General features: G+C 72.5%; 15 protein-coding genes. 14 read left to right on the top strand and 1 reads right to left on the bottom strand.

What is annotated here, in order from left to right:
• Positions 1-27: 27 nt before the first annotated feature.
• Positions 28-741 carry a TetR family transcriptional regulator gene (locus LG632_RS16415; protein ID WP_226728053.1) on the bottom strand — a complete coding sequence of 238 codons (714 nt, stop codon included), beginning with the start codon at positions 739-741 and terminating at the stop codon, positions 28-30.
• 211 nt (positions 742-952) lie between these two features.
• Here LG632_RS16415 and LG632_RS16420 point away from each other — a divergent pair, with 211 nt between their 5' ends.
• From LG632_RS16420 to LG632_RS16485, 14 genes are all read left to right on the top strand, one after another.
• Positions 953-1771: a helix-turn-helix transcriptional regulator gene (locus LG632_RS16420; protein ID WP_226728054.1), complete on the top strand. Its 819-nt coding sequence runs from the start codon at positions 953-955 to the stop codon at positions 1769-1771.
• Between the two features lie 203 nt (positions 1772-1974).
• Positions 1975-2850 carry an MBL fold metallo-hydrolase gene (locus tag LG632_RS16425; protein WP_226728055.1) on the top strand — a complete coding sequence of 292 codons (876 nt, stop codon included), beginning with the start codon at positions 1975-1977 and terminating at the stop codon, positions 2848-2850.
• Between the two features lie 187 nt (positions 2851-3037).
• Positions 3038-3685 (top strand): AAA family ATPase, encoded by a 648-nt coding sequence (locus tag LG632_RS16430; RefSeq protein ID WP_226728056.1) that lies wholly within the window; start codon positions 3038-3040, stop codon positions 3683-3685.
• Between the two features lie 57 nt (positions 3686-3742).
• The gene (locus LG632_RS16435) at positions 3743-4537 is read left to right on the top strand and encodes an AAA family ATPase (protein ID WP_226728057.1); all 795 of its coding nucleotides are present in this window, start codon (positions 3743-3745) and stop codon (positions 4535-4537) included.
• 40 nt (positions 4538-4577) lie between these two features.
• Positions 4578-6074 (top strand): MFS transporter, encoded by a 1497-nt coding sequence (locus LG632_RS16440; RefSeq protein WP_226728058.1) that lies wholly within the window; start codon positions 4578-4580, stop codon positions 6072-6074.
• Positions 6075-6234: 160 nt separating this feature from the next.
• Complete coding sequence (locus LG632_RS16445) at positions 6235-6996, top strand: HAD family hydrolase (RefSeq protein ID WP_226728059.1); 762 nt, start codon at positions 6235-6237, stop codon at positions 6994-6996.
• Positions 6993-8342 (top strand): class I adenylate-forming enzyme family protein, encoded by a 1350-nt coding sequence (locus tag LG632_RS16450; RefSeq protein ID WP_226728060.1) that lies wholly within the window; start codon positions 6993-6995, stop codon positions 8340-8342. Before LG632_RS16445 ends, LG632_RS16450 begins: the two co-directional genes overlap by 4 nt.
• On the top strand, positions 8339-9064 hold the full coding sequence (locus LG632_RS16455) for an SDR family NAD(P)-dependent oxidoreductase (protein WP_226728061.1): 726 nt from the start codon (positions 8339-8341) through the stop codon (positions 9062-9064). The genes LG632_RS16450 and LG632_RS16455 overlap by 4 nt, the downstream gene beginning before the upstream one ends.
• Positions 9058-9345 (top strand): acyl carrier protein, encoded by a 288-nt coding sequence (locus tag LG632_RS16460; RefSeq protein ID WP_226728062.1) that lies wholly within the window; start codon positions 9058-9060, stop codon positions 9343-9345. Before LG632_RS16455 ends, LG632_RS16460 begins: the two co-directional genes overlap by 7 nt.
• 3 nt (positions 9346-9348) lie before the next feature.
• Complete coding sequence (locus tag LG632_RS16465) at positions 9349-10389, top strand: AvrD family protein (protein ID WP_226728063.1); 1041 nt, start codon at positions 9349-9351, stop codon at positions 10387-10389.
• A 109-nt stretch (positions 10390-10498) separates the two neighbouring features.
• Positions 10499-11290 (top strand): AAA family ATPase, encoded by a 792-nt coding sequence (locus tag LG632_RS16470; RefSeq protein ID WP_226728064.1) that lies wholly within the window; start codon positions 10499-10501, stop codon positions 11288-11290.
• Positions 11287-12846, top strand: a complete 1560-nt coding sequence (locus LG632_RS16475; RefSeq protein WP_226728065.1) for an MFS transporter — start codon at positions 11287-11289, stop codon at positions 12844-12846. The genes LG632_RS16470 and LG632_RS16475 overlap by 4 nt, the downstream gene beginning before the upstream one ends.
• Positions 12843-13343: an ester cyclase gene (locus LG632_RS16480; RefSeq protein ID WP_226728066.1), complete on the top strand. Its 501-nt coding sequence runs from the start codon at positions 12843-12845 to the stop codon at positions 13341-13343. The genes LG632_RS16475 and LG632_RS16480 overlap by 4 nt, the downstream gene beginning before the upstream one ends.
• Positions 13340-13996: FAD binding domain-containing protein (locus LG632_RS16485; protein ID WP_226728067.1), on the top strand; the 657-nt coding region annotated here is incomplete at its 3' end. The genes LG632_RS16480 and LG632_RS16485, both read left to right, overlap by 4 nt.

Consider the following 13996-nt stretch of genomic DNA (forward strand, 5'->3'; position numbering starts at 1 on the left):
CCTGGAGGTTGCCCGGCAGGGTTGATTTCAGGCCATCGTCGGGTCGTCGTAGGGTCCGTCCGCCCGGTCGGACCCCTCCGTCGGGGCCGTCGCCGCCCCGGACGTACGAGGTCCGGGCCGGGGCCGGGTGCGCCGGCCGGCGATCCCGTACCAGAGCACCTCCCACACTTCGGCCAGCCGGCCCCGTACGCCCCACGTGCCACCGAGCGGCGCCCCGTGCGCCCGCAGCACCGAGAGCTCCAGGTTCGCCACCACGCACGCCACCAGGGCGCCCGCGAGCTCCTGGTCCTCCTCCTCCGCCAGTTCGCCCCTGCGGTGCGCCTGCGCCAGCAGCGTGCGCACCGCCGGCACCCAGGCCTCCAACCAGTCGTGCTTGAGCGGCAGTTCGCGCGAGAGCCGCGCCGCCGCCTGCACCACCGGCTCCCGCTCCAGCAGCTCCGCCAGCGCCTGCGTGATCTCGGCGACGGCCGCGGCGGGGGAGTGGGGGGCGGCGGCGATGCGGTCCACCGCCTCCCGGGTCAGCTCGCTGCCGCGTTCGCAGACCGCCTCCGCCAGCTCGTTCTTGGCGGGGAAGTGGAACGTCAGGGCCCCGATGGTGGCCATGGCCGCCCGGCTGATGCGGGTCAAGGAGGTGCCCGCGTACCCGCGGTGGGCGAACTCCTCGCCCGCCGCCTGGATGAGGAGGGCCCGGGTGCGGCCCGCCCGCTCCTGCTTGATCCCTGCCCGTTCGCGGTTCGTCATGTGTGTGGCCCCTTGCGGTGGTCGGCGTCGTTCCGGCCCCCCGGCCGAGTCGTACTGGATGTAGCATCCCAGAAAAACAAAGCGAGTACTCTCTATGGTGTAGAAAAAAGAGCGAGCATTCTCTACGCTTCCGGTGGATGTGAGGAGGAGATGCACGATGACTCGTAACGGACCGGCGCCCTCCGCCGCAGCCGCGCGACCCCAGAGACGCGTGGACCCCAAGCTCGCCGAACTCGGCAACTTCCTCGCCGAGCGCCGCGCCGAGGTCACCCCCCAGCAGGTCGGACTGCCCCGCGGGGCGGCCCGCCGGGTGCCCGGGCTGCGCCGCGAGGAGGTCGCGATGCTCGCCGGCATCGGCGCCTCCTGGTACGCCTGGATCGAGCAGGGCCGGGCCAAGAACGTCTCCCCGGAGATCCTCGGCGCCATCGCCCAGGTGCTCCGGCTCGACGAGGCCCAGCGCCTGTACGCGATGCGCCTCGCCGGGTACGCCCCGGCCGGGCGCCCGCAGGCGTGCCCGGACGACGACCTGCCGCTGCTGCTCCAGATCGTGGACGGCTTCCTCCCTTCCCCGGCCTACGTCCTCAACCCCTACTGGGACGTGACGGTTGCGAACGCCACCGCGACGCGCCTGCTCGGCCTGACCGGCGAGCGGCCCAACTACCTGGAGACGCTCTTCCTGGATCCGGCGGCGCCCGAGCGGCTGCCGCACTGGGAGCAGGAGGCGGCCGCCGCGGTGGCCGCCTTCCGCGTGCAGAGCGGCGACCTGCTCGCCGACGCCCGGCTGGCCGGCCTGGTCGGCGCGCTGAGCGAGCGCAGCGCGCTGTTCGCCTCGCTCTGGGCCCGGCACCTGGTCGCCGACAGCGGCGGCGCCACCCAGCTCGTACGCCATCCGGAGCTGGGGGAGCTGGAGTTCACCCGGGTCTCGATGTGCCTGAGCGGCCGGCCCGGGATGCAGGTGATCCTGCTCAGTCCGCAGTTCGGCACCGCCGAGCTGACCGAACAGTTCGCCGGCCTCGGCGCCCGGGTCTGACCCCCGCGCGCCGGCCACCCGACCGCACCCCCTCCGTCCCTCCTCCGTCCCCCCGGCGGAACCCGGCACCACCGCACGAGCGCGACCGCACCACCGCACGAAGGCGACCGCAGCACCGCACGAGCGCGACCGCACCACCGCGCACCCCCGGCACCACCGCACACCCCGAGCACAAGAGAACAAGAAGAGAAGAGGAAGGTCCCATGGCGACGGCCACCCCGTGGAACACCCCGGCCCGCACGCCGCGTTCGCTGACCCTCGGCGAGCACAAGGTCACCTGGCTGCCCGACGGCTTCGTGCAGCTCGACCCGCGGCGCTGGCTGCCCGGCACCACGGACGCCGACTGGGCCGGCGAGAACGCCGGCCTGCTCGACCCCGAGGGCTACCTGGCCGCCTCCATCGGCGCGCTGCTGATCGAGTACCGCGGCCGCGCGATGCTCGTCGACGCCGGCTTCGGCCCGCACGACATCCCCGCCGCGCACACCCACCCCACGCTCGGCGTCCTCGTCGGCGGCGCCCTGCCGGCCGCGCTGGCGAGCACCGGCGTGGACCCGGCCGCGGTCGAGCTGATCGCGTTCAGCCACCTGCACGACGACCACTTCGGCTGGGCCTTCCGCCCGGGCCAGGGCGCCGCGACGCCGTTCACCGCGGCGGTGTTCGCCGCCTCCGCCGCCGAGTGGGCGGGCTGGCCGCAGCAGCCGGACGGCAGCGGCGGACGGCTGCGGGCCGTGGCCGACGGCGAGGAGGTCTTCCCCGGCGTGACGGCCCGGGTGACCCCCGGGCACACCGCGGGCCACACCTCGTACGTCCTGCGGGCGGGCGGGCGCCGGCTCATCGCCTTCGGCGACGTGTTCCACACCCCGGCCCAGTTCGCCCGGCCCGACTGGCCGGTGGCCATGGACGCGCTGCCCGAGCAGGGCGTCGCCTCCCGGCAGGCCCTGCTCGCCGAACTCGCCGAGCCCGGCACCGTCGCCTTCGCCAACCACTTCGCCGACGTCGTCTTCGGACGGCTCGACCTGACCTCGGGAACGGCCCGCTGGGAACCGCTGGAAGAAACTCGCGACCACATTCACAACTAGCTTGCGATTTCGCTCCACCCGGCCCCAGAATTCGTGGGGCCGGGAATTTCGCATGCGCCCGCCCGTGACCCGCCCAGAACCCGGCCATTTCCCGCCCGCGGTGGCCTGTTGGTGGCGGCAATAGGTGCTGGAATGGCACCATCAAGGAAGGCTGTGGCGCGCTCGGTTCTGCTGGAACCATTGAGGCATGACCCAGAGAATCGCCATTGTCGGCGCCTACGGATCAGGAAAGACCCTGCTCGCCAAGGCTCTTTCCGAGGTAACCGGACTTCCCTACACGCAGGGCACCGCCATGCGTGAGCCCATCGGCGGCGAGGGCAAGCACATCTGGAACTGGACCGAGGGCGAGCTGCTCCAGCTCACGGTCAAGCGCTTCGCCGAGCGCACCCTCAACGAGGCCGCCCACCCGGCCGGCTTCATCAGCGACGGCTCGATGATCCACGAGTGGGTCTTCGCCAAGCTCCGCCTGGTCACCGGCCCGACGCCGGGCACCCTGGCCTCCGTCGACTCGCGCTACCGCAGCGAGGTCACCGCCGCGTACGAGAACGTCGCGGACAACATCGGCAAGCTCGCGGTGCGGCACGCGAAGACGGCGTACGACGTGCTCTTCCACCTCCCCATCGAATTCCCGATGTCGGAGGAGAACCCGCCGATCAACGAGAACTTCCGCGCCCTCTCGGACGAGGTCCTGCTGCCCGCCCTGGAAGAGACCGGAGTTCCGGTCCACACCGTCTCGGGCACGCCGGCGATGCGCCTGGAGAAGATCCTCAAGATCACGGGTCTGCCCACCGTCGTGGACATCGACAAGGCGCTCGAAGCGGTCCAGGGCAAGTAAGCGGTTACGGCTCCGTCCCACTCCATCCACGCGTCACCAGAGAAAGGTCCCACGAAAATGCAGCTCGCGGTTCCCCAGTGGCCCGACAAGCCCGACCTCAAGCTGGCGATATCCGGCACCTACTCGTCCGGTAAGTCGACCACCACGGAAGCCCTCTCCATCGCGACCGGTATCCCCCGCACCCACGCGAAGACCTCCCGCGAGCTCCTCGTCGACCTCGTCCCCGGCAAGACGGTGATGGAGCTCAACGCGATGGAGCTGGTCAAGCTCGGCCTGCGCCGCTACGAGGAGCGCCTGGTCAACGAGTCCGGCACCGGCGCCTTCATATCCGACGGCGGTGTCTTCCACGAGTGGGTGTACTTCGAGGCCCGCATGCGCGTCGGCATCAACCCCGGCATGCCGTGGTGGTTCCAGGGCGTCAAGAAGGCCATGGGCGTGACGTCCAAGCGCTTCTACCAGAAGTACACGGACACCCTCGGCGAGATCCAGAAGGACCGCGCGAAGCGTTCGTACGACGCCTACGTGCACCTGCCGGTGGAGTTCGACATGGACGCCGACGGCCACCGCCCGGTGTCCGAGCCGTTCCGCCGGCTCTCCGACGACCTGCTCGTCGAGGCCCTGGAAGAGATCAAGATCCCGTACCGCGTCGTCGGCGGACCGATCCCCGAGCGGATCGAGAAGATCGTCGAGATCTTCAACCTGCCGATCGTCGTCCCGATCCCCGAGGCCATCGAGGAGGCGGAGCGCCGCGTCGCCGCCGACATCGAGGACCTCCAGTCGAACCTCTCCTACATGGAGGCCCAGCGGAAGAAGTCCTTCGCGCGCAGGCTCGCCTACGCCTTCCGCTACTGACCTCCCCCCACCTGACCGTCCCCGACCGGAAGGAACTGGCGTGCCCACGAGCGTGCAGGCCAAGCCGCGTCGTCTGGGAGCGATCCTCGGCCTGCTGGCCTTCGCCCAGATGATCATCGCGATCGACTACAACATCATGTTCGTGGCGCTGCCGGACATCGGCAACGACCTCGGATTCTCCGCCCAGAACCTGCAGTGGGTGATCTCGGCCTACTCGGTCGCCTTCGGCGGCTTCCTGCTGCTGGGCGGCCGCGCCACGGACCTCTTCGGCCGGAAGAACATGTTCCTCTTCGGCCTCTTCCTCTACGCCGCCTCGTCCGTGGCCGGTGGCCTGGCCACCGAGTCGTGGCTGCTGGTGGCGGCCCGGGTGGTCCAGGGCCTCGGCGGCGCGTTCCTCGCGCCGGCCACGCTGTCCCTGGTCGTCACCCTGTTCGCCGAGGGCAAGGAGCGCAACCGCGCCCTGTCCGTCTGGGGCGGTGCCGGCGGCTTCGGCATGGTCCTCGGCGCCATCCTCGGTGGTCTGCTGACCGACTGGTTCGGCTGGCAGGCCGTCATGTGGGTCAACGTCATCGCCGCCGCCGCGGCCCTGATCTACGGCATCGGCCTGCTGCCGAAGACGGCCAAGGCCTCCACCAAGGGCTTCGACCTCCCCGGCGCGGTCATCGGTACGGTGGCCTCCACACTGCTGGTGTTCACCCTGGTCAACGGCCCCGAGGTGGGCTGGGCCTCCAGCACCACCATCGGCAGCCTGATCGGCGCCGTGGTGCTGTTCGCCGCCTTCATCGGCATCGAGTCCAAGACCCGCGCCCCGATGATGCCGCTGCGCCTGTTCAGCAACCGCAACGTCACGGTCGGCACCACGATCACCTTCCTGTTCATGGCGACGTTCGGCGCCTACGCCTACTTCCTCACCCAGTACTGGCAGGTCGTCCAGGGCTACAGCGCCTGGGCCACCGGCTTCGCCTTCCTGCTCCCCTCCGGCTGCGTCCTGATCGGAACCGTGGCCGCCGGGAAGCTGATGAACAGCTTCGGCGCCCGCAAGACCCTGCTGATCGCGCTCGCGGTCGGCCTGGTCGGCACCGTCGCCCTCGCCCTGACCATGACCCAGGAGAGCTCGTACCTGGTCATCGCCGTCCCGCTGATCGTCCTCTCGCTCGGCCAGGGCGTCATCTTCACCGCGATGTTCGCTGCCGCCACCACCGGTGTGGCCGACGAGGAGCAGGGCATCGGCTCCGGCATCGCCCAGACCGGCCAGCAGATCGGCGGCGCCGTCGGTCTCGCGGTCCTGATCGCCGTCGCGGCCACCGCCGCCGGCGGCGAGACCACCGACCCGGCCCAGCTGACCGACGGCATCCTCGTCGCGACGTGGGCCACCGCCGCGGGCATCGCCCTGACCTTCCTCGCGACGCTCGGCCTGAAGAAGCCGGCCGCGACGCAGGTCGCCGCGGGCGACAGCACCGCCGCCCCGAACGCGGTGACGGCTGCGGCCACCGAGGCCCCGGCCACCCCGGCCCCGGCCGTCACCGAACGCGTCTGATCCGCTCCCATCCTCCAGCGGATCCAGACGCCCCGCGCACGGCCCCTTCCCTCGACCTCCCCCGCGGGGGAAGGGGTCGTGCGCCGGCCCCGGGCCCCCGGCCCGCGGGTCCCGGCTCCGCCAGGCCGGCCCGATCACGCCCGGAAAGGGAGAGACGCAGTTGAACGGCTACCGCACCGCATTCTTCGACGTGGACGGCACTCTCACCACGGCCCCGAGCATGTTCCGCTTCCTGCGCCACTACCTCTCCGCGGTGGGTCACCCGCCCACCGAGTACATCAGCCGCCGCCGCGAGCTGAAGGCGATGAACGAGGTCGGCTGTCCCCGCGAGGCCACCAACCGCGCCTACTTCGCCAGCCTCGAAGGCGCCGACGCCGGCGAGGTCACCGCCCTCGCCGAGGACTGGTTCCGCGAGGAGCTGCGCGCGGGCGGCTTCTTCCACGAACACGGCGTCGCAGCGCTGCGCCGCCACCAGCAGGACGGGACCCGGATCGTCTTCGTCTCCGGCTCCTTCCCCGCCGTGCTCGACCCGATCGCCGAACACCTGGGCGCCGACGAGGTGTGGTGCACCGAACCGGAGATCGCCTGGAGCCGCTACACCGGCAACCTGCACCGGCCGCCCATGCTGTCCGCCGCCAAGGCCGAGACCGTACGGGCCGTCGCCGCCGCGCACGGCACCACGCCCGAGCACTGCATCGCCTACGGGGACCACATCTCCGACCTGCCGATGCTCAGGACCACGGGCACCGCCGTGGTCGTCGGCGGGGACAAGGTCCTGCGCACCCACGCACGTATCCACGGGTGGTCCCTGCTGCCCGCCGCGCCGGTCCCGCCGGCGCTCGACCTGCCGCTGTGGCACACCGGCCGGACCGGCTCGCTGGCGGCCGTAACGAACGAGGTGAAAGAGGTGGAAAGCGTATGACGTCCTGGTTCTTCGACCGGATGCGGAGCTTCGGCGAGGCCGACGCCATCGTCTTCAACGGCGTTGCCTACAGCTACGCCCAGCTCGTACGGCTGACCGGTGACTGGGGGCAGTTCCTCGACCGCCACGACATCCGCGCGGGGCAGGTCGTCGCCATCGAAGGCGTCAGCAGCGTCGAGGCCTGCGCGGGTCTGCTCGCGCTCATCGAGCGCGGCGCGGTCGTCGTCCCGATGACCCCGCTGCCGGCCGCCAAGCGCGCCGAGTTCCTGGAGGTCGCCGAGGTCGAGACGATCATCTCGATCGACTCCGAGCAGTGGCGGCGCAGCGTGGAGATCACCGGCCGCGAGGCCGGCCACGAGCTGTACGAGCGGCTGCGCGCGGACGGCGTGCCGGGCCTGGTCCTGTTCAGCTCCGGCACCACCGGCCGCAGCAAGGCCAGCGTCCTGGACTTCTCCAAGGTGCTCGCCAAGTACGGCCCGCCGACCCGGCCGGCCCGTACCCTCGGCTTCCTCAGCCTGGACCACATCGGCGGCATCAACACCCTGCTGCACACCCTCAGCCAGGGCGGCGCGCTGGTCACCATCGACGAGCGCACCCCGGACACGGTCTGCGCCGCGATCGAGAACAGCCGCATCCAGATCCTGCCGACCACGCCGACGTTCTTGAACATGCTGCTGATATCCCGGGCCTACGAGCGCTACGACATCAGCTCGCTGAAGCTGGTCACCTACGGGACCGAGCCGATGCCCGAGGGCACCTTGACCCGGCTGGCCAAGGCCCTGCCCCAGGTCCGGCTGAAGCAGACCTACGGCCTGTCCGAGCTCGGCATCATGCCGACCAAGTCGCGCGACGACGGCAGCCTGTGGGTGAAGCTGGGCGGCGAGGGCTTCTCGTACCGCATCGTCGACGGGATCCTGTGGATCCGCTCCGACATGGCGATGCTCGGCTACCTCAACGCCCCGGCTCCCTTCGACGAGCAGGGTTTCTTCAACACGCAGGACGCGGTGGAGACGGACGGCGAGTACGTCCGGATCCTGGGCCGCAAGTCCGAGCTGATCAACGTCGCGGGGGAGAAGGTCTACCCCAGCGAGGTCGAGAACGTCCTGCTGGAGCTGGACTACGTCGCCGACGCCGTGGTCTCGGGCCGCCCGAGCCACGTCACCGGCCAGGTGGTCAAGGCCGTGGTCAAGCTCACCGGACCCTGCCAGGACCAGCGGGCCACCGCGCGGGCGGTGCGCGAGCACTGCGCCCGCCGGCTGGAGGCCTTCAAGGTGCCGGTCGTGGTCGAGGTCACCGAGGCGGACACGCACTCCGACCGCTTCAAGAAGATCCGGAGCGCGGTGTGACGCAGCGGACGGCGGTGGTCAGCGGCGGCAGCCGGGGCCTCGGGCGGGTGCTCGTCGAGCGGCTGCTGGCCGAGGGCTGGCGGGTGGCGACCTTCAGCCGCAAGCCCAACGAGTTCACCGGGGCGACGGCGCAGGCGCACCCGGACGCCTTCCACTGGGAGTCGGTCGACCTCCAGGAGACGGCGCAGATCAGGCAGTTCGTCAAGGCCGTGAAGGAACGCTTCGGCACGGTCGACCTGCTGGTCAACAACGCGGGCGTGCTCCACCAGGAGCTGTTCCTGACGATCGCCCCGCAGAAGATCGACGACCTGCTCGCCGCCAATCTGACGGCGCCCGTGCACCTGACCCAGGCGTGCGCGCGGCTGATGATGCGCGGCGGCGGCTCGATCGTGAACATCTCGTCCATCAACGCCATCCGCGGCTACCGCGGGGTCGGGGTCTACGCCGCGGCCAAGGCCGGCCTGGAGGGCTTCGGCCGGGCCCTCGCGCGGGAGCTGGGGCCGGTCGGCATCCGGGTCAACACGGTCACGCCGGGCTTCTTCGACAGCGAGCTGACCTCGGACGTCACGGATCGCAACCGGGAGAAGATCCAGCACCGCACCCCCCTGGGGCGGCTCGGCACGGCGGAGGAGATCGCGGACGCGGTGCTCTTCCTGGCCTCCCCGCAGGCACGTTTCATCACCGGTCAGTCATTGGTCATCGACGGAGGAATCACATGCTGAACGACCAGAACGTCCAGGAGATCATCGAGCGCGAGATCCAGGCCGTGGTGCTGAGCTCGGACGAGGAGGAGCTGTCGCTGGACGACGAGCTGCTCAAGTCCGGCGTCAACTCCCTGATGCTCGCCCAGCTGCTGATCCAGCTGGAGACCGAGCTCGGCGTGGACCCGTTCGGCGAGCAGCTCTCCATCACGGAGATCCGGACGCTGCGCGAGCTGGTCGGCGCGTACGAGGCCGCGCTGGAGAAGGCCGCCACCGGCGCCGGCGCGACGGCGGGTGCGTGAGACGTGTCCGTCGCAACGAAACTGTCCCTGAAGTCGATCGACGACTATCTGGGCCCGGGTGAGGGGCGCTTCTTCTCGCGCGGGTACCAGCGGGCCGAGTACCTGGTCCGGGACATCGTCTCCACCCCCGTCGAGGCCGAACGGCCGGGCATCCAGGCGACCTTGGACGTCAGCTACCCGGCCGACTGGTCCCGCAAGAAGAACGGCACCGACCTGCGCCCGCACCTGAGCACCGTGGACGCGCTGGTGCTGGGCGTCCAGCTCGCCGAGCTGCACCTGGTGCACGCCTACGGGCTCCGGGACGGGGCGCGCTCGTCCATGCGGCTGCGGAAGATCGTGCTGCGGGCCGGCGGTGCGCCGCAGGAGGACCTGCTGCGCATCCCCGCCTCCTCCAAGCTGGTGCGGACCGAGGAGGTCCCGGGGGTCCCGGGCCGCCACCTGTCCGTCCACGACGGGGCGGTGGGGGCGCTGCGGGTGCGGTGCGAGATCGAGCACGACACGGGCGAACGGGCCACCACCGAGGCGCACTTCGGCAGCCTCGACGAGGGGCTCGGCGACGGCCGGTTCCGCTTCTACGGCGAGGGCTTCAAGAAGCGCCGCCACGTCATCCGCGACGTGGAGGTCGACATGGAGGAGCTCGTCGCCACGGCGGACGTGCACTTCCACGCCGGACCGGCGGACGGCCCGGACGCGCGGGGCGTCGACGCGGCGACCGAGCCGTCGGTGTCGATGGTCGACGCGTTCGTGGTGAACCTCCAGCTGGTCCAGGTGCTCATGTACGAGCTGGACCAGGTCAGCCGGGCCAACTCCAACACCCTGTGGATGATGCAGACCGTGCTGACCGCGGCGGAGACGGCGCTGCCGTTGCCGGTGCGCGCCGAGGAGCCCGGGCGCGCCCGGGCCAAGCTGCTGGCGAAGCGGCTGCTGCCGCTGCGCGGGGGCGTCTGGCGCAGCGTGGAGATCGAGGCCGCGCTGGCCGGCGTGGGCGTGCGCTGCTCCTTCGCCCACGAACTGCCCCCCGAGTCGGCGGCCAAGGCCGCGTAGGGCCCGGCCCCCCGGGGCCGGGCTCCGACCGGAGCCCCCCTCACTCCGGCCGGAGCCCGGCCCCGGGCCCGCGTCGAGAATCGAGTCGATCAACAAGGAGCGCCAGCACATGCGCCTGTCCGTCTCCGGGACGTACGCGGCGGGGAAGACCTCCACGGCCACCGCCCTCTCCCACTACACCGGCATCCCCTTCGCCCCGGCCCGGTCCATCCGGGAGATCCTCCCGGACGCCGTTCCGGGCAAGGCACTGGCCGAGGTGACCCCCGCCGAGTACCTGCAGCTGGCCGTCCGCCGCCACGTCGGGCGGGTCCAGAACGAGGCCCGGCTCGGCGAGCGGCTGATCTCCGACGGGTCCTCGTTGCAGGAGTGGATCTACGCCGCCGCGCGGGTGCGGTTCGGGATGGACCCGGCGGCCCCCGCCGAGGTCCCGCCGCGCTCGGCGGCCATGGACTTCTTCGCCGAGGCCGTCGACCAGCTCGGGCACGCCTTCCGGCAGCACGTCAAGGAGACCTACGACGGCTTCGTCCACCTCAAGGCCGCCCAGGGCGCGACCGGCAAGGCCGGCGGGCACCGGCGGATGCACCCGCTGTTCCGGGGGTTCTGCGACGACATGCTGCTCCGGGCGCTCGACGACCTCGGCGTCACCTACCACGTCGTCGAGGAGAGCAGCCGCTCCGAGCGGCTGAAGACCATCGCCGGGCTGTTCGGGCTGCCGGCCGTGCGGTCCGTGGAGGAGGCCCTGGAGCTCGCCGCCGGCGAGTACGCCGCCATCGACTGGCGGCTGGAGGGGGAGCGGGCCCCGAGCGCCGCCTCCCTGGCCACCGCGGTCCCGGCCGCCGCCACCGGGGCCGTCGCCGCCGCCGGGCCCGTCGCCGCCGCCCCCGCGGAGGCCGGGCGATGAGCCACTCCGCCGCCCCGGCGCTCCACGACCGCCGCTGGCTCATGCTCCCCGTCGTGCTGGCCGCCCTCTTCATGGCCCAGTTCGACCTGTACGTCGTCAACGTCGCCGCGCCCACCCTGCAGCAGCACCTCGGCGCCGGGCCCGTCGCCCTCGAGCTCATCGTGGCCGGGTACGCCTTCACCTACGCCAGCGGGCTGATCACCGGCGGCCGGCTCGGGGACCTGCTCGGGAACCGGGTGATGTTCCTCGGCGGCACGCTCGCCTTCACCGCCGCCTCCCTGCTGTGCGGGCTGGCGCAGAGCCCGGGCCAGCTCGTCGCCGCCCGGCTGCTGCAGGGCGTGACCGGTGCGGCCATGGTGCCGCAGGTCCTGGCGCTGATCACCGGGGTGTTCGGGCCGGCCGAACGGCCCCGGGCCCTGGCCTGGTTCGGGTTCACCGTCGGGGTCGGCGCCGTCGCCGGGCAGGTGCTCGGCGGGATGCTGCTCCAGGTCGCCTCCGCCGGGGGCGGATGGCGGGTCATCTTCCTGGTCAACGTGCCCGCCGGGCTGCTCACCTTCCTGTTCGCCCGGGCCGTCGTGCCCGGGCCGCCCAAGGTCCGGGCGGGCACCGGCCTCGATCCCGTCGGGGCCGTCGGGATCCCGGCCGGGCTCGCGCTGGCGCTCGTACCGCTGATGCTCGGCGGGCGCAGCGGGTGGCCGCTGTGGTCGTGGCTGTGCCTGGCCGCGTCCGTGCCCGTACTGGTGGGGACCCTGGCGTGGGAGCGGCGGCTCGGGCGGCAGGGCGGAACGCCGCTGCTCGACGTGTCGCTGTTCACCGTGGCCTCCTTCCACCGGGGGCTCGTCATCAGCGGGGCCGTCTTCGGGGCCTTCTTCAGCTTCCTGTTCGCGCTCACCCTCGTGCTCCAGTCCGGGCTCGGCCTGTCGCCGCTCGGCGCCGGCTTCGCCTTCGCCCCGCTCGGCCTGGCCTTCGCCGCCGCCTCCATGGCCGCCCGGCGCACCCCGCCGGCCCGGGCCGCCCGCACCGTGCTGGCCGGGATCGCGGTCGCGGCGGTCGGCCTGCTCGCGCTCGTCGTCGAACTGGTCTGGATGCCGGGACAGTTGAGCCTCGCCCGGCTGCTGCCGTCCATGGTGCTGATCGGTCTGGGCAACGGGCTCGCCGTGCCCGCGCTCACCGGGGCGGTGCTCTCCGGGGTGCGCCCCGGGCAGGCCGGCTCGGCGGCCGGGGTGCTCACCACCGCGCAGCAGTTCGCCAGCGCCGTGGGCGTGGCCCTGCTCGGTTCCGTCTTCTTCGCCGTCCTGGGCGACCGGGCCGGCAGCGAGGGGTACGCCGACGCGCTGCGGTGGGTCGCGGGCATCGGGCTCGGCCTGGTGCTGGTGGCGGCCGCCGCCGCCCGGTCACTGCCCCGGCCGGCCGCCGCGCCCGCCCCTGCTCCGGCCGCCGCGCCCGCTCCGGCCGCCGCCCCTGCTCCGGCCGCCGCTCCCGCCGCCTCCGGCTCCGCCGCCTCCGCGTCCGCCTCCGTCCCGCAGGGCGCCGTGCAGACCACCCGAAAGGCATGACCTCCATGACCGCGCAGTCCCCCACCTCCGTCCTGCCGCCGGCACCGGCCACGTCCGACGCCGCCGCGCTCGCCGAGTACCGCAAGAAGAAGATCGCCCTGCTCTTCGAGCAGATCATCACCCACGGCGACCTCGACCTCGCCGACGAGCTGTTCCACGAGGACTTCCGCTGGCCGCAGTTCGGGCTGCACGGCCCGGAGGGCGTGCGGACCTGGGTGCGGGCCTTCCGTACGGCCTTCCCCGACATGGTCGACACCGTGGTCGAGCAGTGGGCCGAGGGCGACACCGTCATCACCCGCGTGGAGTGCACGGCCACCCAGCTCGGGCCGTTCCGCGGCCTGCCGCCGAGCGGCCGCAAGGCCACGTTCGGGGCGCTGGGCATCGACCGCTTCCGCGGGGACAAGGTCATCGAGCGCTCGGCCCACTTCGACCTCGCGGACCTGATGCGCAAGTACGGCCACACCCACCTCCACGTGCCCGAGGTGGACCGGCCGTGAAGCCCGCGCCCTTCTCCTACGTCCGTCCCGCCACCGCCGAGGAGGCGGTGGCGGAGCTGGCCGCCGCCGCCCGGGCCGGCCGCGAGGCCCGGGTGCTGGCCGGCGGGCAGTCCCTGATCCCGCTGCTCAACCAGCGGCTGGTGCGGCCCGACCTGCTGGTGGACCTGGGCCGGGTGCCCGGACTGTCCGGCGTACGGGCCGACGCCTCCGGCGTGCGGATCGGGGCCCTGACCCCGCACGCCGCCGTGGAACGCAGCACCGACCGCGTCCTGCACCGGGACCTGCCGGTGCTGCCCGAGGCCGCCGCGCTGATCGGGCAGCTGCCGGTGCGGGTCCGGGGCACCGTCGGCGGCAGCCTGGCGCACGCCGACCCGTGCGCCGAGTGGTGCCTGCTCGCGGTGCTGCTCGACGCCGAGCTGACGCTGCTCGGCCCCGGGGGCACCCGGGTCGTGGGCGCCTCGGCGTTCCTGCGCGGACGGCACCGTACGGCGCTGCGGCCCGGGGAGATCCTCACCGGGCTGCGGTTCCCGGCCGCCGAACCGGCCGCCGCCCTCGTCGAGTACGGCGTCCAGCCGGGCCGACTGCCGGAGGCCGCCGCGGCGGCGGCGCTGACCCTGTGCGCGGACGGCCGGATCGCCGCGGCCCGGATCGCC

It is taken from the genome of Streptomyces antimicrobicus, assembly GCF_020532625.1.
GTDB lineage: Bacteria > Actinomycetota > Actinomycetes > Streptomycetales > Streptomycetaceae > Streptomyces > Streptomyces antimicrobicus.

Coding starts and splice junctions, on each gene's coding strand:
- LG632_RS16425 (WP_226728055.1), top strand. CDS start 1,975: ATGGCGACGGCCACCCCGTGGAACACCCCGGCCCGCACGCCGCGTTCG.
- LG632_RS16415 (WP_226728053.1), bottom strand. CDS start 741: ATGACGAACCGCGAACGGGCAGGGATCAAGCAGGAGCGGGCGGGCCGC.
- LG632_RS16435 (WP_226728057.1), top strand. CDS start 3,743: ATGCAGCTCGCGGTTCCCCAGTGGCCCGACAAGCCCGACCTCAAGCTG.
- LG632_RS16470 (WP_226728064.1), top strand. CDS start 10,499: ATGCGCCTGTCCGTCTCCGGGACGTACGCGGCGGGGAAGACCTCCACG.
- LG632_RS16460 (WP_226728062.1), top strand. CDS start 9,058: ATGCTGAACGACCAGAACGTCCAGGAGATCATCGAGCGCGAGATCCAG.
- LG632_RS16430 (WP_226728056.1), top strand. CDS start 3,038: ATGACCCAGAGAATCGCCATTGTCGGCGCCTACGGATCAGGAAAGACC.
- LG632_RS16480 (WP_226728066.1), top strand. CDS start 12,843: ATGACCTCCATGACCGCGCAGTCCCCCACCTCCGTCCTGCCGCCGGCA.
- LG632_RS16450 (WP_226728060.1), top strand. CDS start 6,993: ATGACGTCCTGGTTCTTCGACCGGATGCGGAGCTTCGGCGAGGCCGAC.
- LG632_RS16475 (WP_226728065.1), top strand. CDS start 11,287: ATGAGCCACTCCGCCGCCCCGGCGCTCCACGACCGCCGCTGGCTCATG.